Below are 23,155 nucleotides of genomic sequence, written 5' to 3' on the forward strand. Positions count from 1 at the left end.
TTTCAAGCGTAGTGTTCGACGGATTCGAGCGACGCGGCCGCGAAACCGTCCTCGGTAAACAGATGACAGGCCGTGCGCGACACCCGCAGGCTCGCGCGATCGCCTGGAGCGAGGCGCGTGTTGCCGGGCGCCTTGGCGATCAGAACGGCGCCGCCGGGTTGATCGAGGTGCACGTAGCTGTGTTCGCCAAGCTGCTCGACGAGCGATACGGTGCGCGCGAGCACGCCGTCTTGCGACGCGGCCGCATTCGTCGTGGCCGATGCATCGACGAACTCGAGATGCTCGGGACGCACGCCGAGCGTGACCGGCTGCGCTGGCTGCAGTCCGGCGCTGCTGACCGGCACACGCACGTTCTCGCCGGTGTGATCGAGCGTGACGAGCACGCGCTGCGCATCGAGTGACGCCACCTTGCCCGGCAGGAAATTCATTCGCGGCGAGCCGATAAAGCCGGCCACGAAGCGGCTTTTCGGGCGGTGATACAGCTCGAGCGGGGCGCCGATTTGCGCGATGCTGCCGTAACGCTCGGTGTCCTTGCCCGAATGCAACAGCACGATCTTGTCGGCGAGCGTCATCGCTTCGATCTGATCGTGCGTCACGTAGACCACGCTCGCCTTCGCAAACTGCTTATGCAGACGCGCGATTTCGACGCGCGTTTGTCCGCGCAAGGTTGCATCGAGATTGGACAGCGGTTCGTCGAACAGAAACACGCCGGGCTCGCGGACGATCGCGCGGCCGATCGCGACGCGCTGCCGCTGGCCGCCCGACAGCGCCTTCGGCTTGCGCTCGAGCAGTGCCTCGAGTTGCAGGATGCGCGCGGCTTCACGCACCTTGCGTTCGATTTCATCCTTCGGGGTCTTCGCGAGTTTCAGGCCGAACGCCATGTTCTCGAACACGCTCATGTGCGGAAACAGCGCATAGCTCTGGAACACCATCGCTACGCCACGCTGCGCGGCCGGCACGTCGTTGACCATCTTCCCGCCAATCGACAGGTCGCCGTCGGTCACATCCTCGAGCCCGGCGATCATGCGCAACAGCGTTGACTTGCCGCAACCCGACGGGCCGAGAAACACGCAGAACTCGTTTTCGCCGATGTCCAGATCGACGTTGCGAATCACCGGCGCACCGTCGCCATACGCCTTCTGCACGCCTCGTAACGAAATGCTCGCCATTGCATCGACTCCGTGATTTAATCGGTGCGAAGTCGGAGATTAAGCGCTTAATCAGCATGACCGAAAAATCGATCGCAAGGCGATCGTTGGTCTGTCTCCGATATCGTTTTGTACGCTGTTCGATGACAGATGTTGCCGCGCCTCGCGCCGCGACGCAAATGTCGGACAGCCATCCCAAATACTGACCATATCATGCCCACACTCAGCGAAGTCGCGCGTCATGCCGGCGTCACGCCAGCGACGGTGTCCAACGTGCTGCGCAAGCGCGGCCGCGTTGGCGAAACGACCCGGCAACGCGTGCTCGAGGCAGTCGCGGCGCTCGGCTATCGCCCGCATCTCGCCGCACGCGCGCTCGCCGAGGGCCGCGCGCCGACGCTCGCGCTAATGGTGTCGAGCATCGCGAATCCGTTCTATCCGGAGTTCGCGCTCGCGGTCGAACGCGCTGCGCGCACGAGCGGCCACTTCGTGATCATCTGCAATACCAACGACGATCCGCTAAGCGGCCGCGCGTACCTCGACCAGATCGCCGGCACCTTGTCCGAAGGCGTGCTCGTGACCAACGCGAACCTCGATTTCGCCGATCTGCACGAGACCGAAGCGCGCGGCACGCCGGTCGTGCTGTGCATGTGGGAGCGGCCCAACGAGCCGCCCGGGCTGCCGTGCGTCGCGGTCGATTTCCGGCTGGCCGGCAAGCTGGCCGGCGAGCATCTGCTCGAGCTCGGGCATCGGCGCTTTGGTGCGATCGTCGGCAGCAAGGTGTCGGGCATTCACGCGGCGCGCTTCGAAGGTTTCGTCGACGCGTTGCGCGCGGCCGGTGTGACGAGAAATCGCGTGCGACACGCGGCCGACACGATCCACGGCGGCTACCTGGCGGCCCGCGCGCTGCTCGAAGCCGATCCGCAACTCAGCGCGATCTTCGCGACCAACGATTTGCCTGCCCTCGGCGCGATGCACGCGGCCGCGGATCTGGGCCTGCGCGTGCCGGACGATCTGTCCGTGATCGGCATCACCGACATCCAGCTCGCGCGCGAGTCGCGCCCCGCACTGACGACGGTGGCGGTGCCGACGGTCGAGGTCGCCGGACTTGCAGTGGAACTGCTGCGCGAGCTGATCGAGACTTCGTACGGACAGCCGGGACGCGTCGAGCGGGACATGCCGGCGCCCGTGCCGATGCGGATTTCGTCCGAGCCGAAACTGGTCATGCGCGCATCGACGGCCGCACCGCGTTCGCGTTGATGTGGCGGTTACAGCCGCGCCGCAAGGTTGCAGTAACGCGCAATTGCGCGGGCACACCGATGCGTGGCGCGAACGACACCTGTGCGAACGTCCGGACGCGCGCCTGGACCGTTTCGCATGCGAGCGCGGCCAACGCCGCGGTGACCAGAAAGTCGTCGCTGCCACCAGTGCGAAGGCATGGGTCTCTCCGAAAAGTTCGCATTCAGTCGCCGCGCGCAAGCGCTGTTCCGCCGCAACCTCTCGCAAACATTCATCGCCCACTGAAAAAGCGCGTTACGCACCTCGAATTGCGTTGAAAAACCACCGCTGACATTTCAACCCGCTTTCAGACGGGCCAGGACTTTCCCCAAGCGGAGAAGCGCCGCTTCGCACTGCAGCACAGCGCCAAAGCATTACCACACAAGGCTCTCAGCCTGCACGCGGTTCGCGGCGCGGCGAATTTCCGCGTTCACATTTCCTTGACGAGCAGTCGCGGGCCTGCTGTACTAAATCAACCCAAGTGATTTAGGCGATTTCCTTCGGACCACATTACGTCGAAGCGTCATCGTCAAACGTCAAGCCCGCAGCTTCGCAGTTTCGATCTATCTGCAGTCCCATACGTCGTTGCCAATAACCGGAGGAGCGTCTCATGAATCTGAATTCCCACAGGCGTCCTGTCGCCAGGACAATCGCGTCGATGTGCGCCGCGGCAGCGGCGCTGTGGTGCGCAAGCGCGAGTCAGGCCGCCGACCAGCCCGTCATCGGCCTGATCACGAAGACCGATACGAACCCGTTCTTCGTGAAGATGCGCCAGGGCGCGGACGCGGCCGCGTCGAAAGACGGCGCGAAACTGATCACGGCCGCCGGCAAGTTCGACGGCGACAACGCGAGTCAGGTCACCGCGATCGAAAACATGATGACGGCCGGCGCGAAAGCAATCCTGATCACGCCGAGCGACACCAAGGCGATCGTGCCGAGCATCAAGAAGGCACGCGCGGCCGGTGTGATGGTCATCGCCCTCGATACGCCGACCGATCCGCAGGACGCAACCGACGCCCTGTTCGCCACCGACAACTTCAAGGCCGGCGTGCTGATCGGCAAATATGCGAAGGCCGCGTTGAACGGCAAGCCCGCGAAGATCGCCACGCTCGATCTCGCGCCGGGCGTGTCGGTCGGCGTGCTGCGCCACAACGGCTTCCTCGAAGGCTTCGGCATCAAGGAAGGCGATCCGTCGATCGTCTGCAGCCAGGACACGCGCGGCGATCAGGCGAAAGGTCAGACGGCGATGGAAAACTGCCTGCAGAAAGCGCCCGACATCAACGTGGTCTACACGATCAACGAACCGGCCGCGGCCGGCGCGTATCGCGCGCTGAAGGCGGCGGGTAAGGACAAGGGCGTGATGATCGTGTCGATCGACGGCGGTTGCGAAGGCGTGCGCAACGTGAAGGCCGGCGCGATCGCGGCGACCTCGCAGCAGTATCCGCTGAAGATGGCCGCGCTCGGCGTCACCGCCGGCGTCGACTACGCGAAGACCGGCAAGAAGGTGTCGGGTTATCACGACACCGGCGTCACGCTGATCACCGACAAGCCGATGTCCGGCATCGACAGCAAAGACACGAAGTTCGGCCTCGACAACTGCTGGGGCAACAAGTAACGCGCATTGCATAGCAGCCCGTTGCGCGTCGCACCGGGCCGCCAATTGAGTTGCCGCGTGACCTTCATGTCACGCTCATGTACCGAGGACTGCCATCATGTCGACCCCTTCCGCGCCCGCCGGCCGGCCGCGCCCGTCTTTCACCGAGCACCTGCCGTCGCTGTCCGAAATCGGACCGCTGATCGCGCTGGTGCTGGCCTGCGCATTCTTTGTCTCGCAGAGCAGCCGCTTTCTATCGTTCCAGAACCTGTCGCTGATCCTGCAACAGACGATGGTCGTCGCGGTCATCGCGATCGGCCAGACACTGATCGTGCTGACCGGTGGCATCGATCTGTCCTGCGGCATGGTAATGGCCTTCGGCTCGATCATCATGACGAAGTTCGCGGTCGTGCTCGGCGTGCCGCCGATCCTCGCGATTCTGTGCGGCATCGGCGCCAGCACCTTGTTCGGCTTACTGAACGGTCTGTTGATCACGCGCATCAAGTTGCCGGCGTTCATCGTCACGCTGGGTACGCTGAACATCGCGTTTGCGCTCACGCAGATCTACTCGAACGCGGAAAGCGTGTCGAACCTGCCCGATGCGATCATGTTCCTCGGCAGCACGTTCAGGCTCGGACCGGCGGAAGTCACGTACGGCACCGTGCTGACGCTGCTGATGTATCTGGGCACGTGGTTCGTGCTGCGCGACACGGTGCCCGGCCGGCATCTGTACGCGCTCGGCAACAACGCCGAGGCCGCGCGACTGATGGGCCTGTCGTCGCAGCGGATTCTGCTGACCGTCTACACGCTTGCCGGCGCGATCTACGGCATCGCCGCGCTGCTGTCGGTAGCGCGCACCGGTGTCGGCGATCCGCAGGCCGGGCAAACCGAGAACCTCGACAGCATCACCGCGGTCGTGCTCGGCGGCACGAGTCTGTTCGGTGGACGCGGCTCGATCGTCGGCACCTTGCTTGGAGCGCTGATTGTCGGCGTATTCCGTAACGGCCTGACGCTGATCGGTGTTTCCTCGGTGTACCAGGTATTGATCACCGGCATCCTCGTGATTCTCGCGGTCGCCGCCGATAAACTCTCGCACCGCGGCCGTTGATCCCGCACAGGAGCCCTGTCATGTTGACCTCCGCCTCCCCTTCCACGTCCGCTGCGATGCCGGTTCTGCAGGCACGCGGGCTCGTCAAACGTTACGGCAACGTGACCGCGCTCGACGGTTGCGATTTCGAAGTGCTGCCCGGCGAGATCCTCGCGGTGATCGGCGACAACGGCGCGGGCAAATCGTCGCTGATCAAGGCGCTCTCGGGCGCGACGGTGCCCGACGAAGGCGAGATTCTGCTCGACGGCAAACCGGTCAAGTTTCGCAGTCCGCTCGATGCGCGCGCACAAGGCATCGAGACCGTGTACCAGGAACTCGCCGTCGCGCCGGCGATGAGCATCGCCGAAAACCTGTTTCTCGCCCGCGAATTGCTGAAGCCCGGCTGGCGCGGCTCGCTGTTCAAGATGATCGACAAGCGCCGCATGCTCGATGAAGCGACCGCGGCCATGAAGGATCTGCAAATCGGCATCCGCTCGATGCGCCAGGCGGTCGAAACGCTGTCCGGCGGCCAGCGCCAGGGCGTCGCCGTTGCACGCAGCGCGGCATTCGCGCGCCACGTGGTGATTCTGGACGAGCCCACCGCCGCGCTCGGCGTGAAGGAAGGCAACATGGTGCTCGAACTGATCCGGCGCGTGCGCGAGCGTGGCCTGCCGGTGATTCTGATCAGCCACAACATGCCGCACGTGTTCGAGATCGCGGACCGCATCCATATCCAGCGGCTCGGCCGGCGCGCGGCGCTCGTCAATACGAAGGACGTGCACATGTCGGAAGCGGTCGCGATCATGACCGGGGCGAAGGAAGCCGACGTGAAGGCGATCGCATGACGCGCCGCCCAATCCGCTGAGCCACGAGGCCGGTACACGACAATGGACACCCCCAGCACCAGCAGGCGTTCGCCGGTCAAACGCACGGTCGGTTCGAATCAGGTCGGCATGCGGCAATTCAACGAGCGCATCGTGCTGCAAACGATCCGCTTGCATGGACCACTGCCGAAGGCCGAGGTCGGCCGCCTCACGCGTCTTTCGATGCAGACGGTGTCGATGATCGTCGACCGGTTGATCGCCGACGGCCTGCTCGAAAAGCACGCGCGCGTGCGCGGCAAGATCGGCCAGCCGTCGGTCCCGATCGCGTTGTGCGCGGACGGCGCGTACACGATCGGTATCAAGGTCGGACGCCGCAGTCTCGACGTGCTCGCGATGGACTTCGCCGGGCGCATCGTATGCCGCGACGTATTCGAGTATGCATATCCCGATCCGCGCGCGCTGTTCCCCGCGCTCGAAAACAAACTCGCGCGCGTGAACCAGACGCTCGGCGCGAAGGCGGGCAAGGTGGTCGGCGTCGGTGTCGCGGCGCCGTTGTGGCTCGGCGGCTGGCGCGACTTTCTCGGCGCGCCGCCCGACGCGCTCGACGCCTGGAACGACATCGATCTGCGCGCGCGCATCGCGACGATAACCGGCCTGCCCGTCGAGTTCGCCAAAGACACCACGGCCGCCTGCGCGGCCGAACTCGTGATGGGCCAGGGCCGCGGCATCCACAACTTCCTGTATCTGTTCGTTGGCACGTTCATCGGCGGGGGTCTCGTGATCGACGGACGTCTGCATGGCGGTCCGCACGACAACGCGGGCGCGGTCGGTTCGATCCCGCTGCGCGAAGGCGGCGCACGCAAACCCGCGCGGCAGTTGCTGCACGCGGCATCGGGCTTCGTGCTCGAACGACTGTTCAGCGATGCGGGCGCGCCGGCGGCCGCGGCGCATGATCATCGCGCGTTGTCGCCCGAGTTGTGGCGGCATACCGAGCGATGGCTCGACAGCGCGTGCCCGGCGATCGCGAATGCGCTAACCAATGCGGCCGCGTTGCTCGATCTCGAAGCCGTCGTGATCGACGGCGAGTTCGACCGGCTACTGCTGCGCGAGATCATTCGCCGCACCGAGCGCGTGCTCGATCGTTTCGAATGGGAAGGGATGGTGCGGCCGCAATTGCTCGAAGGCGCGATCGGCGCCGATGCCCGCGCGATGGGCGGTGCGATTCTGCCGCTATATGCGCATTTCGCGCCGGTGCATGAGCTGTTCCTGAAGCCGGCGGCGTCGGAGACGGGTTATAACGAGCGGTGAGCGATTCACTGCGCGGCAACTTTCGTCGCCGCAGGCGTCGATCCCGCCGGCGCCGCCGTCACGGTTTTCTGAACCGGCTTGTCGAGCAACGGCTGCAACGCCGGTGCCATCGACTTCAGCAACTGCACCGCCAGCGCGCTCGTGAAGTCGTAACGCGCGGCATACGGCTCGTGCACCCACGCGGTCAACGTGCCGTAGAAGCGGTCGCCGAGCGCGAACACGAAGGTCGCGCTGCGATTCACCTTGCGCGACTCGATCAACCGCGCGCCCTTCGCGTACACGTTCAAGCGCTGATCGCCGGTGCCGGTCTTGCCATAGACTTCGAGCGTTTCGCCGTTCGGGAACGTCATGCCTTGCGCGAGACGCCTCGCGGTGCCACCCGTCACGACGTCGCGCAACAGCATCCGCACCTCCCCGGCAATCTCCGGCGACACCTGCTGCTGCGGCGCGACCACCGCGCGCCTGAAATGCGTTTCGTACGGCGTGTCCTTCGCGAAGTCGATTTGCGTCAGCGTTTCGGTCGGCACCTTGTTGCCGCCGTTCGTGATCACGCCGATCAGTTGCGCGAGCGCCGCCGGACGATCGCCCGACGCGCCGATCGCCGCCGCATACGACGGCGTCAGCGACGCGAACGGATAGCCGAGCGCCTGCCAAGATTTGCCGATCGCGTCGTAGGCGCGCAGTTCGACCATGCGCTTGATGCGGTGATCCTGGGTCACGTGATAGCGCGTCTTGAAGAGCCACGAGTAAGTCGACAGGCGCACGTCCTGGCTCGCGGCTTCGATCTGCGCCAGCGTCGCATCCGGATGCGAGCGCAGGTAGTTCAGCGTCCATAGTTCGAGCGGATGCACACTCGAAATATAGCCGCGGTCGTTCAGGTTGAAGCGGTTGATGCCGTACTTGTCGTACAGATTCGCGAGATCTTCGTCGTCGAGCATCGAAGCCGCCGGCGTGTTCTTCAGCGCCGCGTACATCAACTTGTTGAACCACGCGTTCGATTGATCCGGCGCGACGCTGCGCAACGCGGTCGCCACTTTCGGGGGCGACTTGCGCACCCCGAGCAGCAATAGCGTGATCTGCTGGTCAGGCGTCTTGCCGTGGTACTTCGTGTAGAAACGCTTCATGTACACGCGGCTTTCCTGATCGGCGAAACGCGTCAGGTACATCTTGCGGGTCGCCGGATCGCCGAGCCATTGCGACGACGGCCCGGTGGTCTGCACCATTTCATAGTGCACGATATCGCGCATCAGCCGCACGAACACGAGGTTCACCGAATGCTGGAACGCGCGATGCACGGTCAGGATGCGGCTGTTGTCGTCGGACTCGAAGTTCGTGAAGGTCTGCGCGCCGCCGCCCGTAAAGAACGTTTCGCCCGGGCTCGCCGAGTATTTACGCTCGACGGCGGCGTCGAGCATAGGCTGCAGCGAATGGTCGCGCGTGTGCAGCAGATAGTCGATCGCCCAGCGCGTCAGCCGATCGTTCGGATCGGGCGTGATCGCCTTCAACTGGGCATTGCTCAGCGATGCGTACCGTGTGTGCAAATCGGTGACGATCTGCAGATACGTGATGACGGTGCGCAGTTTCGCGGTCGAGCCGAGGTTCAGGCGCGCGCCGGAATTGATGTCGAACGGCTGGTTCACGCTATCGGTCTGCACGCGCACGAGGTTCGCGTCGCCTTGCCGCTCGAACAGCGTGAAGCTGTAGGCGATATGCGACGGATCGTCGGACCCGCGCAACATTTCGTAGCCGACGAGACCCGCGGCCTTCGCGCCGTCTTTCGTCGCGGCGGCGGCGAGCCGCTCGGCAACGGCTTGTTGCACGTCATTGTTCAGCGTGCCTGTCGCCTGCACGTCGAGGCGGTCCAGTTCATAGAAACTACGCACGCCGAGCGCGGCGAGCAGATGCGAGCGCATCGACGTGACGGCCTTGCGCGACACGAACGAACCGAGATCCGGTGTGCTGCGCGGCGCGCGATGCAGTTCGACGTGCGCCGCCAGCGCCGCGTCGCGCAACTGCTCAGTGATCACGCCGCCACTCGCGAGCAGCCGCATGTAGCTGTCGGTCAGCCGTTCGAGCTCGGGATAGCCGCGCTGCAGAAAAAACGACGGCGCGCGCTGCGCGATCATCAGCGACAGCACTTCGCGAAACGCCAGACCCTGGTCGGGCAGATTTGCATCGGTCGACGGCGCCTTCAGCAGCCGGTTGGTCTCGCGGAAATCGCGCCCATACCAGGCGGCGAGCCCATCGCCGATACCGTTGATTTCGCCGACGCCGGGCTGCGCGGCAAGCGGCACCGAGTTCAGATAATGGACCACGATCTGTTCGCGCGCGGGCAGCGTTTGCGGTCCGTTCAGATAAGCGCGCACCGACGCCGACGCGATTTGCCGCAGCTTTTCCGGCGGCGTCGCGGTGCGGCCGCCCGCCGAGTGACGGAATTTCTCGATCTGCGTCGCGAGCGTGCTGCCGCCGGGCGTCTGTTGATGACGATTGAACACGCGCGCGCCCTGGTCGACGAGCGCGCGGCTGAAGCGCCCCCAGTCGATCGCCGGATTGCGGTTCGGCTGATCCGGATCGAGCAGATAGCGGTCTTCGATGAACAGCAGCGAATTCACCACGAGCGGCGGAATCGCGCCGAAGCTGTCGTACACGCGACCGGGAAACTGAGCGCTGTATAGCGGCACGCCGGTGCCGTCGAACAATTGCAGGCCGGCCGTGTCTTTTTCGTCGTAAGGCAGGAACAGGCCATCATCGGCTAGCGAAAGCATGCGTTCTGAATCGCGCGCCTGCGAGCTGATTTCGAAGCCACGTTGCAACAGACGCTGCTGGATAGCCGGCAACAGCGCGTAGCCGAGGCGCGCGTCGTACGGGCCCTTGTCGGCTTGCGGAAAGCGGATGGAATGACTAGGACCGTCGGTGACCGAAAAAGCGACGTCGCGGGTCAGCTCGGAAAGGTACCGCGCCTGCAGTCGCGAGGTCTCGATCTCGATCTGCACGAGCCGCGCAATCAGCGCCACCGCGAGCAGCAAAAACGCGCCAAGCCCCCATTTGAGCCAACGCCAGCTCCGCACGGTCACGGTGCTGGTCACGCGAAGCGGAAACCGAAGCGGTGGCCGATTCATGGCTGCTCTCCCCGAGCGATGGCCAGGGGGTCGAGCCTGGCTCAGTTCATTCAAAGCAGTGTAGCTCGGAACGAGAAACCCTCATCGGTTCGGATTGATGCGACAGTGTCGCGGCTACAACACCTGCTGGCGTCGGATGACAAAACGCGAACCGGCATGAGATATTGAAGCTCTTTTCACATGAACAACAAACCGCCTTTTCGGGCGGTTTTGCCGTTTCTGGCGGGCCTTGCCGAAAGAAAGTCGCTTTTTGGCTGGCATTCTTACCGGAAACGGGCGGACGGCTGGGCAACTTGTTTACGGCGCGCCTAAATTCGCGCTTTCGTCTGTGCACGCAACAGCGCGATAAACCGTTCCGCCGGCGGCGACAGCACGCCGCCCTTGCGCGTGACGATGCCGAACGTCTGCGATGGCGATTTGAGCCCGACCGGCACGACGCGCAGCATCTTGTGCCGCACGAACGGCCCAGCAATTGCACTCGGCAGCAGCGAAACGAGTTCGGCGCTGCTTTGCAGCAGTGCAACTGTCACGAATGTGGAAGCCGTCGAAATCGGATTGTCGGGCATGTCGAGGCCGGCGAGATCCATCTCGCGTTCGAGCAGCGCATGCAGCGGCATGTGTGACGGATACATGACCCAGCGATGCCCGCCGAGATCGCGCAACATCATCTCGCGGCGCGGCAACGGCGCATGCTGATAACCGACCACCACCGCCAACGGCTCGTCGCCGAGCGGACGATACTGATACTTTGACGGATCGGCCGCGACCGCCGCTCGGCCGACCACCAGATCGAGCCGCCCGTCGTCGAGCTGCGCGAGCATTCGTGCGCTGGTGTCCTCGACCACTTCGATCGACAGACCCGGTTGCGCCGCATGCAATTGATTCAGCGCGGGCACCACGCAGTCGGGAATCGCGCCCATGATCGCGCCGAGCGCGAGCCGCCCGCCGCGCCCCGAACGAATTTCGGCGACGTCCTGGCAGAGCGCGGTCAGGTCCGACGTCACGACGCGCGCATATCGGATCACGCAATGACCGAGCTGGTTCGGGATCATGCCGCTTTTCGAGCGCTCGAAAAGCGGCGCGTCGAGCATCGATTCGAGCTCCTGCAGCGCCTTGCTCGCCGCCGATTGCGTCATCGACATCACGCCGGCCGCTTTGTGCAGCGATTTGTGATCGTCGAGCGCGATCAGCAGATGCAGCTGCTTCATGCGCAGCTTCGACAGCAGGACGTTGAGCGTGTCTTTCATCGGTCGGGTGAGTCGCAAAAGCGATCACGATATGGAAACAATTCAATATACCCGCGAGGCCCAGCGCCGTATAGTCGCCGAAGGAGACATTCATCCAGTTGCGCCGCCCGTTCGCGGGCTTGAGCGCAATCCTTCCATCCCCGTACGGACCACATCGCCATGAGCCAAGCGTCACACTCTCCCGCCCTGCGTGGCGTCTTCCCCGTCGTGCCGACGATCTTCGACGACGCCGGGCGTCTCGACCTCGAAGGCCAGAGGCGCTGCCTCGATTTCATGATCGACGCCGGCTCGAACGGCCTGTGCATTCTCGCGAATTTCTCCGAGCAGTTCGCGCTGTCCGACGACGAGCGCGACACACTGATGCATCTCGCGCTCGAACACGTCGCGGGCCGCGTGCCGGTGATCGTCACGACCACGCACTTCAGCTCGTACCAGTGCGCGGAGCGCAGCCGCGCAGCGCAGGCTGCGGGCGCCGCGATGGTGATGGTCATGCCGCCGTATCACGGCGCGACGATCCGCATCGGCGAGCGCGGCATCTACGAGTTCTATCGTACGGTGTCCGATGCCATCCAGATTCCGATCATGATCCAGGACGCGCCGGTCAGCGGCACGCCGTTGTCCGCGCCGTTCCTCGCTCGCATGGCGCGCGAGATCGACAACGTGTCGTACTTCAAGATCGAAACGCCGCAGGCCGCGAACAAGCTGCGCGAGCTGATCGAACTGGGCGGCGACGCGATCGTCGGTCCGTGGGACGGCGAGGAAGCGATCACGCTGATGGCCGACCTCGATGCGGGCGCGACCGGCTCGATGACGGGCGGCGGTTATGCCGATGGCATCCGCCTGATCGTCGATGCCTATGCGGCCGGTGATACCGAGGCCGCCGCCGCGCACTATCAGCAGTGGCTGCCGCTGATCAACTACGAGAATCGCCAGGGCGGCCTCGCATCGTGCAAGGCGCTGATGAAGGAAGGCGGCGTGATCGGTTCGGACGCGGTGCGTCACCCGCTGCCGCAGATGCATCCGGCGACGCGCGAAGGACTGTTGAAGATCGCACGCCGGCTCGATCCGCTGGTGTTGCGCTGGGGTCGATAACGCAGAACGAAGCGCGGCGGGGCGCCTGTCGACGTGCGGGCTCACGCGGGCTGGACGGGCACACGCGATTGCCGCTAACCTAGGGCGTGTCCACAAGCTCGCGCCCCATGCAAAGTTTCTACGAAGCCACCGTCACCCGCTCCTCCGCCTACGCGCCGCTCAACGGCCGACGCAGCGCGCACGTCTGCATCGTCGGCGGCGGACTTGCGGGACTCTCCACCGCGCTGGGACTCGCCGAACGCGGCGTCGAAGACGTCGTCGTGCTCGAGGCGCAGCAGGTCGGCTTCGGCGCATCGGGACGCAACGGCGGCTTCGTGTTCGGCGGCTACAGCCTCGATTGCGCCGACCTGCTGAAGACGCTCGGGCCGACTCGCGCGCGCGAACTCTATGCGCTGACCACCGACGCGGTCGAGCTGATGCGCAAGCGAATTGCGCGCTATCGGATCGATTGCGACGCGACCGATGCCGGCGTGATCCTCGCGAACTGGTTCGACGAACCTGCGCGTCTCGAAGCGCAACGGCGTCTGATGCGCGATTCGTTCGGCGTCGACTGGGAACCGATCGCTGCCAACCAACTCGCCGCGCAACTGAAAACGAGCCGCTATCACGGCGGCCTGTTCGAGCGCAACGCGTTCCATTTTCATCCGCTCAAGTACGTTGTCGGCGTCGCCGCGGCGGCCGCGCAAGCGGGCGTGACGATACACGAGCGCTCGCCGGCCGTCAGCTTGCGGCGCGACGGCGCGGGCTTCGTCGTCGAGACGCCGCAAGGTGCGCTCGACGCGCGTCACGTCGTGATGGCGGGCGGCGGCTATGCACGCAACGTGTACGCGCGCGTCGAGCGCGCGGTGCTGCCTATCGCCACCTACGTGATGGCAACGGAGCCGCTCGGCGAACGCTTGCACGACGCAATCGCCACACGCGCCGCGATCTATGACACCCGCTTCGCGTTCGACTATTACCGCCCGTTGCCCGACACGCGCATCCTGTGGGGCGGCCGCATCTCCGTGCGCGACCGCGAGCCCGAGGCGATCGCGCATCTGTTGCGACAGGACCTGCTGAAGGTCTATCCGCAGTTGCGCGACGTGCGCATCGAGCACGCATGGGGCGGCCTGATGAGCTACGCGCGACACAAGATGCCGCAGATCGGCCAAAGCACGGACGGCGTCTGGTACGCGGTCGGTTTCGGCGGACACGGCATGGCGCCGACCACGGTGTCGGGCGAACTGCTGGCCGCGGCTATCTCCGGTGAACGGCCGGTGCCCGACGCGTTCGCGACCTTCGGCCTCACGCGCACGTACGGCGCGCTCGGCCTCGCGGCCGCGCAGCTCACGTACACCGCGATGCAAACACGCGACGCACTCGCCGCGCGCCGCCGGCCCACGCGCCCGGTCGCGTAAGCGCCACGCAAGCTCCTTCGAGATGCCTTCGTCGATGCCCGGGACCCACGCCAGAGGCCCGTTTCGCCATGCTAGAATGCGCCGTCACTGCCGCTCGAAACCACAATGAAAAAGGGAAGCAAGGCCGCCGAGCCTGATACCAACGGCATCGTGTCTGGCACGCCGCACGCCGACGCGCGACGTACCGGCGCCAGGCGTACCGACGCCCCACGCAAATACGATCCCGAGCAGACTAAGCGCAACATCCTCGACGTCGCGACCCAGGAGTTCTCCGCGATGGGGCTGACGGGTGCCCGCGTCGACGCGATCGCGGAACGCACGAACACCACCAAGCGCATGCTGTACTACTACTTCGGCAGCAAGGAAGGGTTGTACCAGGCGGTGCTGGAAAAGGTGTATGGAGACATTCGCGCGCTCGAACAGGACCTGCACATCAGCGAACTCGATCCGGTCGAAGGCATGCGCGCGCTGGTCGAATTCACGTTCGACTACCACGACCGCCAGCGCGATTTCGTGCGCCTCGTGACGATCGAAAACATTCACGGCGCGAAGTACGTCGAGCAGGTCAAGACGTTCAAAGGACGCAACGTCACCGTGATTCACACGATCGAGGATCTGCTCGCGCGCGGCATCGCGGCGGGCCAGTTCCGCAGCGACATCGATCCGATCGATCTGCATCTGATGATCAGCTCGCTGTGTTTCCATCGCGTGGGCAACCGGCATACGTTCGGCACCGCGTTTGGGCGCGATCCGTCGCATCCGCGGCTGCGGGCGCGGCATCGGGCGATGATCGTCGATGCGATCTTGCGGTTCGTGAAGAAGGAAGATTGACGCCGGTTGCGCGGCGACCGGCTGAAATGGAAACGGGATGTGGTGAAAGCCACATCCCGTTTTTTATCGCTTCGAGAAACGCAGCGCGTTCAGCGGGAAGACTCAATCCACCAGCACGATCCGCTTGATATCGCCGACGACGAAGATATAGGACAGCGCGCCGATCAACGCGATGACACCGATAAACACCAGCGCGCCCACGAACGAACCGGTCGCCGCGACGATCAGGCCCACCACGAGCGGCGTCACGATACCCGCCAGGTTCGCGGCGAAGTTGAAGATGCCGCCGGTCACGCCGAGCAAGCCCTCGGGCGCGATATCCGACACCAGCGTCCAGCCGAGCGCGGCCATGCCCTGCGCGAAGAACGCCACCGACAGAATCGCGATCACCACGACGTTGCTCTCGACATAGTTGGCGAGAATGATCGTCGACGCGAGCAGCAGACCCGCGATGATCGGCAGCTTGCGCGCGACGTTCGGCGATTTGCCACGGCGCAGCAGCCAGTCGGAGAACACGCCGCCGAACATCACGCCGATCGAAGCCGCGATGAACGGCATGATCGCGAAGAAGCCGATCTTCAGCCACGCCATATGACGTTCGGTGGCGAGATACGTCGGGAACCACGTGAGGAAGAACACCAGCGTCGAATTGCCCGCGAACTGGCCGAGGCAGATGCCGGTCAACTGGCGATGCTTGAGCAGTTGGCCAATCGTGCCCCATTGGAAGCCGCTCTTCTTCGATGCCGCCGTATCGGCTGCACCCGCGGCCGCACCCGCGACATCCTTGTTGCGTTGCGTGAGACCGCCGCCCGCCTCGATATAGTCGAGCTCTTCCTGATTCGCCGACGGATGATCGCGCGGCTCGCGATACAGCAGCCACCACACCACGCCGAACGCGATACCGACGCCGCCGACCACGAGGAACAGCGAGCGCCAGCCGAATGCGCCCATCAGCATGAACAGGAACGGGCTGAAAAACGCGAGGCCGATATATTCGCCGACCGTGTAGGTGCCGGTCGCCATCGCGCGCTCGCTTTGCGGAAACCACGTGGCGACCACGCGGCTATTGGTCGGAAAGCATGGCGCCTCCGAAACGCCAAGGCCGAGACGGAAGGCGAACAGCCCGCCGATGCTCCCCACGAGCCCTTGCGCGAGCGTGCAGAGCGACCAGAACGTCATCGACAGGAAGTAGGTGAGCTTGCTGCCGAAGCGGTCGAGAAACAGGCCGCCCGGAATCTGCGAGGCCACGTAGCTCCACGAAAACACGGAGAACAGCAGGCCCATCAGCGCGGCGTTGATGCCGAGCTCCTTCGTCAGCTGCGGTGCCGCGATGCCGAGCACGGTGCGGTCGAGATAGTTGATCATCGTGCCGACCGCGAGCAGCGCGAGGATCTTGTAACGGGCCTTCGAACGGCGCGCGGGGCTCGCCGCCTTGTTCTGCGCGGGCGAGCCCGCGGAGCTGGATTGGAACGATTGCGTCATGGCGTGCTTGTCTCCTCGATCAGCTTGGGTGCCGGTCTCTACGCGGCCGGTTAGCGTTGCAACAACGATTGAAAGTGGGTGTAGACGCGCTCGGCGTCCGGCTCGAGGCCCGTGAAAATACGCATGGCGTCGACCGCCTGGTAGACCGCCATGCCGCCGCCACTCAGCGTGCGGCAGCCAAGCGCCTCGGCCGCCTGCAGCAGCGCGGTGCGAATCGGGAAATAGACGATGTCGGCGACCCACAGGTCGCGGTGCAGCAATTCGGCCGGCAGCGGCAGGCCCGGCATTTTAGCCATACCGGTCGGGGTAGCGTGAATCAGGCCTTGCGCGACGCCGAGCGAATCTTCGAGCGACGTGCCCGCGCTGACCTTGGCTTTCGGGAAACGCGCCTGCAACTCGTCGGCGAGCGACTGCGCGCGGGCGGCATCGACGTCGAACAGCGTCAGCGACTGCGCGCCCATGTTCAGCGCCGCATGCGCGACCGCCGCGCCGGCGCCGCCGGCGCCAAGCTGCACGACGCGTTCCAGCGACACGTCCGGCAGGCCGCGCTGGAACGCACGCGCGAAGCCGGACCAGTCGGTGTTGTGACCGATGCGCTTGCCGTCCTTGAACAGCACGGTGTTGACCGCGCCGAGCGCGCGGGCGTCGTCGGACAGTTCGTCGAGCAGCGGAATCACCGCCTGCTTGCACGGATACGTGATGTTCAGGCCGTTGTAACCCATCCGTTCGGCCGCCGTCAGCAGCTCCGGCAGCGCGGCGGTGTCGAGCTTCTGCGCATCGAGATCGATGCGTCGATAGACATAGTGCAGTCCGAGCTTGCTGCCCTCTTCCTCGTGCATCGCGGGCGTGAGCGAACCGCTGATGCCCGAGCCGATCAGGCCGACCAGAAAGGAGTGGGGAGTGGCCCGCAAGCTCGCCTGCGCATTGGCCAACGCGGCGATCTGCGCGTCGGTCCGGGAATTTCCCCGAGTGTTCGCTTGAGTGTTCGCTTGAGTGTTCATTTCGCCGCCCTATTCTTAAGAATCGTCGCCATCCGTTCCAGCGCGAGCACATAGCCCTGCGTGCCGCAGCCGACGATGATCGCGTCCGCCACCGCCGACACGTACGAGTGATGCCGGAACGCTTCGCGCCGATGCACGTTCGAGATATGCACCTCGATGACGGGCTTTTCGATCGCGCTCAATGCGTCGGCGATCGCGACCGACGTATGGGTGTAAGCGGCCGGATTGATCACGATGCCGTCGACCTTGGTGCGCGCCGCGTGCAGCCAGTCGATCAGTTGATGCTCGGCGTTCGACTGGCAGAAGTCGATCGCGAGGTCGAGGCGCTCGCCCGCGTCGCGGCACAGCGTCGCGACGTCGTCGAGCGTTTCCGCGCCATAGATGGCCGGCTCGCGCGTGCCGAGCAGATTGAGGTTCGGTCCGTTCAGGACCAGTACGGAGGCAAAGCTCATGACAACGACTCCCGCAAAATAAGGCGCGACTCGAACCGCGGCACCCGCGGCGGTTCTTCGACGCATGGCGAAGTGTGCGCGCATCGGCCGTCGTCGTCATTCGGGGTTTCTACGAATTTGTACCATCTAGTTAGTTTGTATAGACTATCGAAACTCCCGGGTAGTGTGGGGTATTCCGGCCTGCGTCTTGCTTCAGTGCGTAACGAACTAGCTCGTTTTTGCGCATTGCAGCAAGCCCGGCAGGCCGCGCCACCAGGCGCGCCGCCGCGGTTTTTCCCTGAGTTTCCCCCTCGTTTGTCCGTTTTTGCAGGAGCCGTTCATGCAACGTTCGATTGCCACCGTGTCGATTAGCGGCACCCTCGTCGAGAAGCTGAGCGCGATCCGCGCGGCGGGTTTCGAAGGTGTCGAAATCTTCGAGAACGACCTGCTGTATTTCGACGGCTCGCCCGCCGACGTGCGCCGCATCGCCGACGACCTCGGCCTGAAGATCATGCTGTTCCAGCCGTTTCGCGATTTCGACGGCGTCAGTCCCGAACGGCTCGAGCGTAATCTCGACCGCGCGAAGCGCAAGTTCGACGTAATGCACGAGCTAGGCACGGACCGCATCCTCGTGTGCAGCAACGTGTCGCCGGACACGATCTGCGACGACTCGCTGATGATCGACCAGTTGGGCGCGCTCGCCCGCGCGGCCGAAGCGGCTGGCGTGCTCGCCGGTTACGAAGCGCTCGCCTGGGGCAGGCACGTAAAGACCTATCGCCAAGCGTGGAAGCTTGTCGACGCCGTGAATCATCCGAATCTCGGGCTCGTGCTCGACAGCTTTCATACGCTGTCGCTGAACGACACGCCCGACGCGATCGCCGACATTCCTGGCGAGCGCATCGCGTTCGTGCAGATCGCGGACGCGCCGAAGCTTGCGATGGACGTGCTCGAATGGAGCCGCCACTACCGCTGCTTCCCCGGCCAGGGCGACTTCGATCTCGCGAACTTCACCGCGCAGGTCGTCAAAGCTGGCTACAAGGGCCCGCTTTCGCTGGAAATCTTCAACGACGGCTTTCGCGCCGCCCCCACCACGATTACGGCCGCCGATGGCCATCGCTCGTTGTTGTTCCTCGAAGAGCAAACTCGCGCGTTGCTCGAAGAGCAACAACAGCCGCGCAAAACGACAGGCGGCCTGTACCGCTCGCCCGCCGCGCCCGCGCACGTCGGCTATCAGTTCCTCGAATTCGCGGTCGATCACACCACGCGCACGCAGCTAGCCGACTGGCTCGGCAAGCTGCGCTTTCGCCAGGCCGGCCAGCATCGCTCGAAGGACGTAACGCTGTATCAGCACGGCGCGGCCTCGATCGTGCTGAACGCCGAGCCCGATTCGTTCGCGAACGCGTTTTTTCAGCAGCATGGTTTGTCGCTGTGCGCATCGGCGTTTCGTGTCGACGACGCGAGCCACGCATTCGAGCGCGCGGCCGGCTTTGGCTACGCGCCGTTCTCCGGCCAGATCGGGCCGAACGAGCGCGTGCTGCCGGCCGTGCAGGCGCCGGATGGCAGTCTCAACTATTTCGTCGACGAAACGCCCGATCAGCCCACGCTGTTCGAGGCCGATTTCGTGCTGACCGACGTCAACGGCCCGACCGAGGTGGGACCGCTCGAGCGCATCGATCACGTGTGTCTGTCGGTGCCGGCGAGTGCGCTCGATACGTGGGTGCTGTTTCTGCGCACCGCGTTCGGCTTCCTGGCCGAGCCGGGGGTGCTCGTTCCCGATCCGTACGGCCTCGTGCGCAGCCGCGCGCTGCGCAGCCCCGACGGCTCGGTGCGGATCGCGCTGAATGCATCGGTGGATCGCCATACGGCGGTGGCCGAGGCGCTGCACACGTATCACGGCTCCGGACTGAACCACGTCGCGTTCAGCACCGGCGACATCTTCAGCGCTCTCCCCGAGTTCGTCGCCGACGGCGTGCCGATCCTGCGCATTCCGCGCAATTACTACGACGACCTCGCGGCCCGCTACGCGCTGTCCGACACGCTGCTCGAAGCGATGCGCGCGAACAATATCCTGTACGACCGCGACGAACGCGGCGGCGAGTTTTTCCACGCTTATACGGAGCAACTCGACCAGCGCTTCTTCCTCGAGATCGTCGAGCGGCGCGGCGGCTATGACGGCTACGGCGCGGCCAATGCGGCGGTGCGGCTCGCGGCGCAGGCGCAGCGGCGCAAGTAACGGGCGGACACCGGAGGCACGACGGCGGCTTCGTCATTGGAAGTCGCCGCGTCGATACGGATTTCGTCTTTTCAGGCACGCGACCTGCGTCCCCGATCGGGACAGGCTCGCCGTCTCGATATAATGGCGCCTGCTCAGCCGAATCGCCGAATCAACGCCAGGAGAGATATGAAGAAGTTCGCTGCAGTCCTGTCCCTTTCGCTACTGCTCAGCGCTTGCGCGTATTTTCAGAAAGACCCGGATTCCGGCGAACCCGTCACGGACACGACGACACAGCGTTCCGTCGACGACGTGGTCGCCTGTCTGACGCAGATGGCCAATCATCACAACGCCGCGTTCAAGTCGACCGGGATCCCGCAGGGTCAGATGCTCGACTTCGGCGACTCGAACGTCGTCAAGGTACGCAGCGACAACGGCGCGACAACTTACCGTTTCTATGCGGGCAAGCGTCATGTAAGCAACCTGTGGATCGAATCGGCAAGCAAAACCTGCGCGCCGTAAGGCTTTGTGGCGCATAAAGGCGAAGTTGCAGGCGCCGGAATCTGATCCATTGCAACGTTCATGTCACGGTGTTACAGGACAATGGAGTCTTAAGAATCGTTTAAGACTTCGTCCGCAAGATCCCCGGACATGTCCCCGCACGAGGTGCGCTCCATGAATCAGCCCGAAATCAACACCAACGAAACACCGGCCAAACGGCCTACTATCCTGCGCCGTCTGTTGAGCCATCACGAGCTCGCGACGCTGCTGCTGCTGCTGCACGCGCCGATCGATGCATCCGCAAAACCCGAAATTCCGCAGCTTTACGAAGCAGGTCTCGTCGAGACCGTTTCGAACGATGCGGGCACGCCGCATATCCGTCTGACGTCCGAGGGTAATGCGGTGTTGCGAGGGCTTGGGGTGAAGTAAGCAGATCGGCTCGCGACCCGGTCATCCGAGGCCGCGTCAGCGCTTTGCGTTGACGCGGCTTTAATGAGATGGTCAGCCCGACTAAAACAGCCCGATCGACTTACGCTGATCGGGCTGTTTCCTTTTCGGAGATCGCCAACTTTACTTCCATCTCCTGCGCACCGCGGTAAGGCATCGGGTTGAACACTTCGTACAGTTCAGTTCGGGCATCAGCCGTAAGCCGTAGTCCCGCACATAGGTTGTAGACGCGCCGTCAGATGGTGCGATCGGGGACTACTCGCTTAGGAGTCGCTTCAACTCCTGAAGAAATGAGGCGGTCGTGTGACCCCACGGCTCTGGAGCGAACTCGTGCCCATACATCTGTTCGAATGCAATATCGAGATCATGTGGGTGCCTTTTCTCAAACCTGTCTATTTCAGCAAGCATTGATTTATGGTCCGCCACCGGACTATCTCTTTTGTAGCATGCAACAATAGCAGGAATGGTATCACCCCATATATCGAAATCCTGATTCAGATAAACACCAAATAATTGGCTCAGTTCAGGATACTCAGAATGTCGCATTTATCCGACCTCAGTATAGATACGCCGTCAGAACGTAGTATGGCATGCCGTTGTAGGTTTCATATTTCAGAACCACGTGCACGATACTCATTTCTGTCAAAACACCTGTTTTTCTGGATATTCCGTAACCGACCTTCCTCCCCACATCTTTTTCCAATTCGAGTGGCTTGTTCCGAGATGCAGACTGCGCCCATATTTTGATGCGAGACGCGTCGTACCGCATAACCTCTGAAATTGCCCATTGCGCACACTGCAAATTCATAAACGACGAAACCGTTTGCCGCTTTGGTTCACGTACTAGTCGCTCGCGCAACTGCACTTCAGTGCGCCCCACATGCTTTTCGAGTGTATGCCCACCAATCCTTGGATGGAGCGCTTTCGCCTCGTGCATTTCCAGATCGATCCGGCCCATCGTGACGCTCGCCGCGCGTGCAGCTTTGATTGAGCCAGCGAAGCCGAAGGGCACGATCATCTCAAGCGACAGACCGATATTGTTCGCCATGTCAGGACTGGCTTTCATCGCCTCGGCAAGCTTTGCGGCACCGCGTTGGGTGAGCGTGCTGGTATCCTGCGCAGTCCAGACCTGTCGCAGACCCGCCACCGCCGTGTCCGAGCCATGCACGCCAAACACGACGCAACCGACCTTGCTTGCCATCGTCGGCTCTGGCAGCACGCATAATGCACCCGCGCGGACCATTTCCAGTACACCGCCGAGAACCTGCCAACCGCCCCATAGTCGGTTGGCAAGCATCTCAGTCGGGCTAATTGACTGACGGGCCAGTACAGCTGCCAGTTGCGGGGCGCTCAGTACAATGCGGACGCCGTCTGATTCATTCGCCTGTAACATGCAAAAAATCCTCTTATTACTATCGGATCTTCACGCTAACAGGTCGATTCACCATCTGGCTATGGGCGACGGATGATTCTGACAGAACATGCTGTAATTTCTAAAGCGTTTTAAGCAAGTACGAAAGATCAAGATGATCGCTGGCAAACCACATAGAAACTGTGCACCCATATCGGCTCGAATAATCCGAGAAGCCAGATGCCTTAGAAACCAGGAAACATCCAATTCGTAACGCGTCTCTCGATCTCATTAAAAAGCGCCACGAATCGCTTTGGGAGCCCGGCCCCCTACGATGTCGAGGCTTGGGGCAACTTTGTGCTGGTCGTTTCGGGATATATCGTCGCCATCGCAATCGTAGTGCCGGCAAGCGTCATCGCATGGCGGCGAGCACATTGAGCACGCTCGTCACAATGGAATTCGGCGGCGTCAAGCCTTTCAAGCCTGCCACACCCCATACCCCGCCTCGCGCAGCCCGATAGCCAATTCCACTTCCATATCCTGCGCGCCGCGGTAAGGCATCGGGTTGAACACGTCGTACAGTTCGGGCATCAGACGCAGGCCGTAGTCGCGCACAAAGCGATTCGCCTGAATGCCCGCCTTGTGCCGATCGAAGCGCAAGTCCGGGTCGAGCCCCGTCATGCCGACGTACACGCACGGCCTGTCGAAACGGTAACCAGGATTCGCGCGACGAAAGCGCGCCTCGTTCCACACCTTGTCGTCGAGCGCGACGACGTACACGTAGTAGTGATGCGCGCGACCCGCCATG

At 63.6% G+C, this 23,155-nt stretch carries 20 protein-coding genes; 11 read left to right on the top strand and 9 right to left on the bottom strand.

The window, feature by feature from the left end:
* Positions 1–2: 2 nt before the first annotated feature.
* Positions 3–1,169 carry an ABC transporter ATP-binding protein gene (locus OKW38_RS27810; protein WP_429364136.1) on the bottom strand — a complete coding sequence of 389 codons (1,167 nt, stop codon included), beginning with the start codon at positions 1,167–1,169 and terminating at the stop codon, positions 3–5.
* Between the two features lie 192 nt (positions 1,170–1,361).
* Between OKW38_RS27810 and OKW38_RS27815 the strand changes: the two genes are divergently transcribed.
* The 5 genes from OKW38_RS27815 (at position 1,362) to OKW38_RS27835 (ending at position 7,236) form a co-directional block, all read left to right on the top strand.
* Complete coding sequence (locus tag OKW38_RS27815) at positions 1,362–2,405, top strand: LacI family DNA-binding transcriptional regulator (protein WP_429364138.1); 1,044 nt, start codon at positions 1,362–1,364, stop codon at positions 2,403–2,405.
* A gap of 628 nt (positions 2,406–3,033) precedes the next feature.
* Positions 3,034–4,038, top strand: a complete 1,005-nt coding sequence (locus OKW38_RS27820; protein WP_090806894.1) for a sugar ABC transporter substrate-binding protein — start codon at positions 3,034–3,036, stop codon at positions 4,036–4,038.
* A 97-nt stretch (positions 4,039–4,135) separates the two neighbouring features.
* Complete coding sequence (locus OKW38_RS27825) at positions 4,136–5,125, top strand: ABC transporter permease (protein ID WP_090806896.1); 990 nt, start codon at positions 4,136–4,138, stop codon at positions 5,123–5,125.
* A gap of 20 nt (positions 5,126–5,145) precedes the next feature.
* On the top strand, positions 5,146–5,949 hold the full coding sequence (locus OKW38_RS27830) for an ATP-binding cassette domain-containing protein (protein ID WP_208524305.1): 804 nt from the start codon (positions 5,146–5,148) through the stop codon (positions 5,947–5,949).
* Between the two features lie 42 nt (positions 5,950–5,991).
* Positions 5,992–7,236 (top strand): ROK family transcriptional regulator, encoded by a 1,245-nt coding sequence (locus OKW38_RS27835; RefSeq protein WP_090806900.1) that lies wholly within the window; start codon positions 5,992–5,994, stop codon positions 7,234–7,236.
* A 5-nt stretch (positions 7,237–7,241) separates the two neighbouring features.
* Here the strand turns inward: OKW38_RS27835 and OKW38_RS27840 are convergent, their stop codons facing one another.
* Together OKW38_RS27840 and OKW38_RS27845 are read right to left on the bottom strand one after the other, a co-directional pair.
* Entirely contained in the window at positions 7,242–10,355 is a 3,114-nt protein-coding gene (locus OKW38_RS27840; protein WP_429364139.1) for a transglycosylase domain-containing protein, read from the bottom strand.
* Between the two features lie 308 nt (positions 10,356–10,663).
* Positions 10,664–11,602: a LysR family transcriptional regulator gene (locus tag OKW38_RS27845; RefSeq protein WP_429364140.1), complete on the bottom strand. Its 939-nt coding sequence runs from the start codon at positions 11,600–11,602 to the stop codon at positions 10,664–10,666.
* Positions 11,603–11,761: 159 nt separating this feature from the next.
* On the opposite strand from OKW38_RS27845, the gene OKW38_RS27850 reads away from it, so the two are divergent.
* From OKW38_RS27850 to OKW38_RS27860, 3 genes are all read left to right on the top strand, one after another.
* A complete protein-coding gene (locus tag OKW38_RS27850) occupies positions 11,762–12,694 on the top strand; it encodes a dihydrodipicolinate synthase family protein (protein WP_429364141.1) in 933 nt (310 codons plus the stop codon).
* 107 nt (positions 12,695–12,801) lie between these two features.
* Positions 12,802–14,091 carry an NAD(P)/FAD-dependent oxidoreductase gene (locus tag OKW38_RS27855; protein ID WP_429364143.1) on the top strand — a complete coding sequence of 430 codons (1,290 nt, stop codon included), beginning with the start codon at positions 12,802–12,804 and terminating at the stop codon, positions 14,089–14,091.
* Positions 14,092–14,196: 105 nt separating this feature from the next.
* Positions 14,197–14,922, top strand: a complete 726-nt coding sequence (locus OKW38_RS27860) for a TetR/AcrR family transcriptional regulator (protein WP_429333557.1) — start codon at positions 14,197–14,199, stop codon at positions 14,920–14,922.
* Between the two features lie 102 nt (positions 14,923–15,024).
* Here OKW38_RS27860 and OKW38_RS27865 read toward each other — a convergent pair whose 3' ends face one another.
* Genes OKW38_RS27865 through aroQ form a run of 3 tightly spaced genes read right to left on the bottom strand, consistent with a single transcriptional unit; the run spans position 15,025 to position 17,857 of the window.
* Positions 15,025–16,404 carry an MFS transporter gene (locus OKW38_RS27865; protein ID WP_187617331.1) on the bottom strand — a complete coding sequence of 460 codons (1,380 nt, stop codon included), beginning with the start codon at positions 16,402–16,404 and terminating at the stop codon, positions 15,025–15,027.
* Between the two features lie 50 nt (positions 16,405–16,454).
* Positions 16,455–17,405, bottom strand: coding sequence for a shikimate dehydrogenase (locus tag OKW38_RS27870; protein WP_429333556.1), 951 nt, complete (start codon positions 17,403–17,405; stop codon positions 16,455–16,457).
* Positions 17,402–17,857 (bottom strand): type II 3-dehydroquinate dehydratase, encoded by a 456-nt coding sequence (aroQ, locus tag OKW38_RS27875; protein WP_429364145.1) that lies wholly within the window; start codon positions 17,855–17,857, stop codon positions 17,402–17,404. The genes OKW38_RS27870 and aroQ overlap by 4 nt, the downstream gene beginning before the upstream one ends.
* A gap of 319 nt (positions 17,858–18,176) precedes the next feature.
* On the opposite strand from aroQ, the gene OKW38_RS27880 reads away from it, so the two are divergent.
* From OKW38_RS27880 to OKW38_RS27890, 3 genes are all read left to right on the top strand, one after another.
* On the top strand, positions 18,177–20,069 hold the full coding sequence (locus OKW38_RS27880) for a bifunctional sugar phosphate isomerase/epimerase/4-hydroxyphenylpyruvate dioxygenase family protein (RefSeq protein WP_429364147.1): 1,893 nt from the start codon (positions 18,177–18,179) through the stop codon (positions 20,067–20,069).
* A gap of 168 nt (positions 20,070–20,237) precedes the next feature.
* Positions 20,238–20,570 carry a hypothetical protein gene (locus OKW38_RS27885; RefSeq protein WP_090806920.1) on the top strand — a complete coding sequence of 111 codons (333 nt, stop codon included), beginning with the start codon at positions 20,238–20,240 and terminating at the stop codon, positions 20,568–20,570.
* A 153-nt stretch (positions 20,571–20,723) separates the two neighbouring features.
* Positions 20,724–20,978, top strand: a complete 255-nt coding sequence (locus OKW38_RS27890; RefSeq protein ID WP_090810191.1) for a hypothetical protein — start codon at positions 20,724–20,726, stop codon at positions 20,976–20,978.
* A gap of 273 nt (positions 20,979–21,251) precedes the next feature.
* Here the strand turns inward: OKW38_RS27890 and OKW38_RS27895 are convergent, their stop codons facing one another.
* The 3 genes from OKW38_RS27895 to OKW38_RS27905 form a co-directional block, all read right to left on the bottom strand.
* Positions 21,252–21,542, bottom strand: coding sequence for a contact-dependent growth inhibition system immunity protein (locus OKW38_RS27895; protein ID WP_429333553.1), 291 nt, complete (start codon positions 21,540–21,542; stop codon positions 21,252–21,254).
* A 10-nt stretch (positions 21,543–21,552) separates the two neighbouring features.
* A complete protein-coding gene (locus OKW38_RS27900; RefSeq protein ID WP_429364149.1) occupies positions 21,553–22,389 on the bottom strand; it encodes an RNase A-like domain-containing protein in 837 nt (278 codons plus the stop codon).
* Between the two features lie 435 nt (positions 22,390–22,824).
* Positions 22,825–23,154 carry a hypothetical protein gene (locus OKW38_RS27905; RefSeq protein ID WP_429364151.1) on the bottom strand — a complete coding sequence of 110 codons (330 nt, stop codon included), beginning with the start codon at positions 23,152–23,154 and terminating at the stop codon, positions 22,825–22,827.
* Between the last annotated feature and the right edge of the window lies 1 nt (position 23,155).

The organism is Paraburkholderia sp. MM5496-R1 (genome assembly GCF_050436205.1).
GTDB classification, from domain to species: domain Bacteria; phylum Pseudomonadota; class Gammaproteobacteria; order Burkholderiales; family Burkholderiaceae; genus Paraburkholderia; species Paraburkholderia tuberum.

Excerpts from the sequence above, each read along its gene's own strand:
- OKW38_RS27880 (WP_429364147.1), top strand. The coding sequence starts at position 18,177 with ATGCAACGTTCGATTGCCACCGTGTCGATTAGCGGCACCCTCGTCGAG.
- OKW38_RS27865 (WP_187617331.1), bottom strand. The coding sequence starts at position 16,404 with ATGACGCAATCGTTCCAATCCAGCTCCGCGGGCTCGCCCGCGCAGAAC.
- OKW38_RS27905 (WP_429364151.1), bottom strand. The coding sequence starts at position 23,154 with ATGGCGGGTCGCGCGCATCACTACTACGTGTACGTCGTCGCGCTCGAC.
- aroQ (WP_429364145.1), bottom strand. The coding sequence starts at position 17,857 with ATGAGCTTTGCCTCCGTACTGGTCCTGAACGGACCGAACCTCAATCTG.
- OKW38_RS27830 (WP_208524305.1), top strand. The coding sequence starts at position 5,146 with ATGTTGACCTCCGCCTCCCCTTCCACGTCCGCTGCGATGCCGGTTCTG.
- OKW38_RS27825 (WP_090806896.1), top strand. The coding sequence starts at position 4,136 with ATGTCGACCCCTTCCGCGCCCGCCGGCCGGCCGCGCCCGTCTTTCACC.
- OKW38_RS27850 (WP_429364141.1), top strand. The coding sequence starts at position 11,762 with ATGAGCCAAGCGTCACACTCTCCCGCCCTGCGTGGCGTCTTCCCCGTC.
- OKW38_RS27870 (WP_429333556.1), bottom strand. The coding sequence starts at position 17,405 with ATGAACACTCAAGCGAACACTCAAGCGAACACTCGGGGAAATTCCCGG.
- OKW38_RS27820 (WP_090806894.1), top strand. The coding sequence starts at position 3,034 with ATGAATCTGAATTCCCACAGGCGTCCTGTCGCCAGGACAATCGCGTCG.
- OKW38_RS27860 (WP_429333557.1), top strand. The coding sequence starts at position 14,197 with ATGAAAAAGGGAAGCAAGGCCGCCGAGCCTGATACCAACGGCATCGTG.
- OKW38_RS27840 (WP_429364139.1), bottom strand. The coding sequence starts at position 10,355 with ATGAATCGGCCACCGCTTCGGTTTCCGCTTCGCGTGACCAGCACCGTG.
- OKW38_RS27895 (WP_429333553.1), bottom strand. The coding sequence starts at position 21,542 with ATGCGACATTCTGAGTATCCTGAACTGAGCCAATTATTTGGTGTTTAT.
- OKW38_RS27885 (WP_090806920.1), top strand. The coding sequence starts at position 20,238 with ATGAAGAAGTTCGCTGCAGTCCTGTCCCTTTCGCTACTGCTCAGCGCT.
- OKW38_RS27900 (WP_429364149.1), bottom strand. The coding sequence starts at position 22,389 with ATGTTACAGGCGAATGAATCAGACGGCGTCCGCATTGTACTGAGCGCC.
- OKW38_RS27810 (WP_429364136.1), bottom strand. The coding sequence starts at position 1,169 with ATGGCGAGCATTTCGTTACGAGGCGTGCAGAAGGCGTATGGCGACGGT.
- OKW38_RS27815 (WP_429364138.1), top strand. The coding sequence starts at position 1,362 with ATGCCCACACTCAGCGAAGTCGCGCGTCATGCCGGCGTCACGCCAGCG.
- OKW38_RS27890 (WP_090810191.1), top strand. The coding sequence starts at position 20,724 with ATGAATCAGCCCGAAATCAACACCAACGAAACACCGGCCAAACGGCCT.
- OKW38_RS27855 (WP_429364143.1), top strand. The coding sequence starts at position 12,802 with ATGCAAAGTTTCTACGAAGCCACCGTCACCCGCTCCTCCGCCTACGCG.
- OKW38_RS27845 (WP_429364140.1), bottom strand. The coding sequence starts at position 11,602 with ATGAAAGACACGCTCAACGTCCTGCTGTCGAAGCTGCGCATGAAGCAG.
- OKW38_RS27835 (WP_090806900.1), top strand. The coding sequence starts at position 5,992 with ATGGACACCCCCAGCACCAGCAGGCGTTCGCCGGTCAAACGCACGGTC.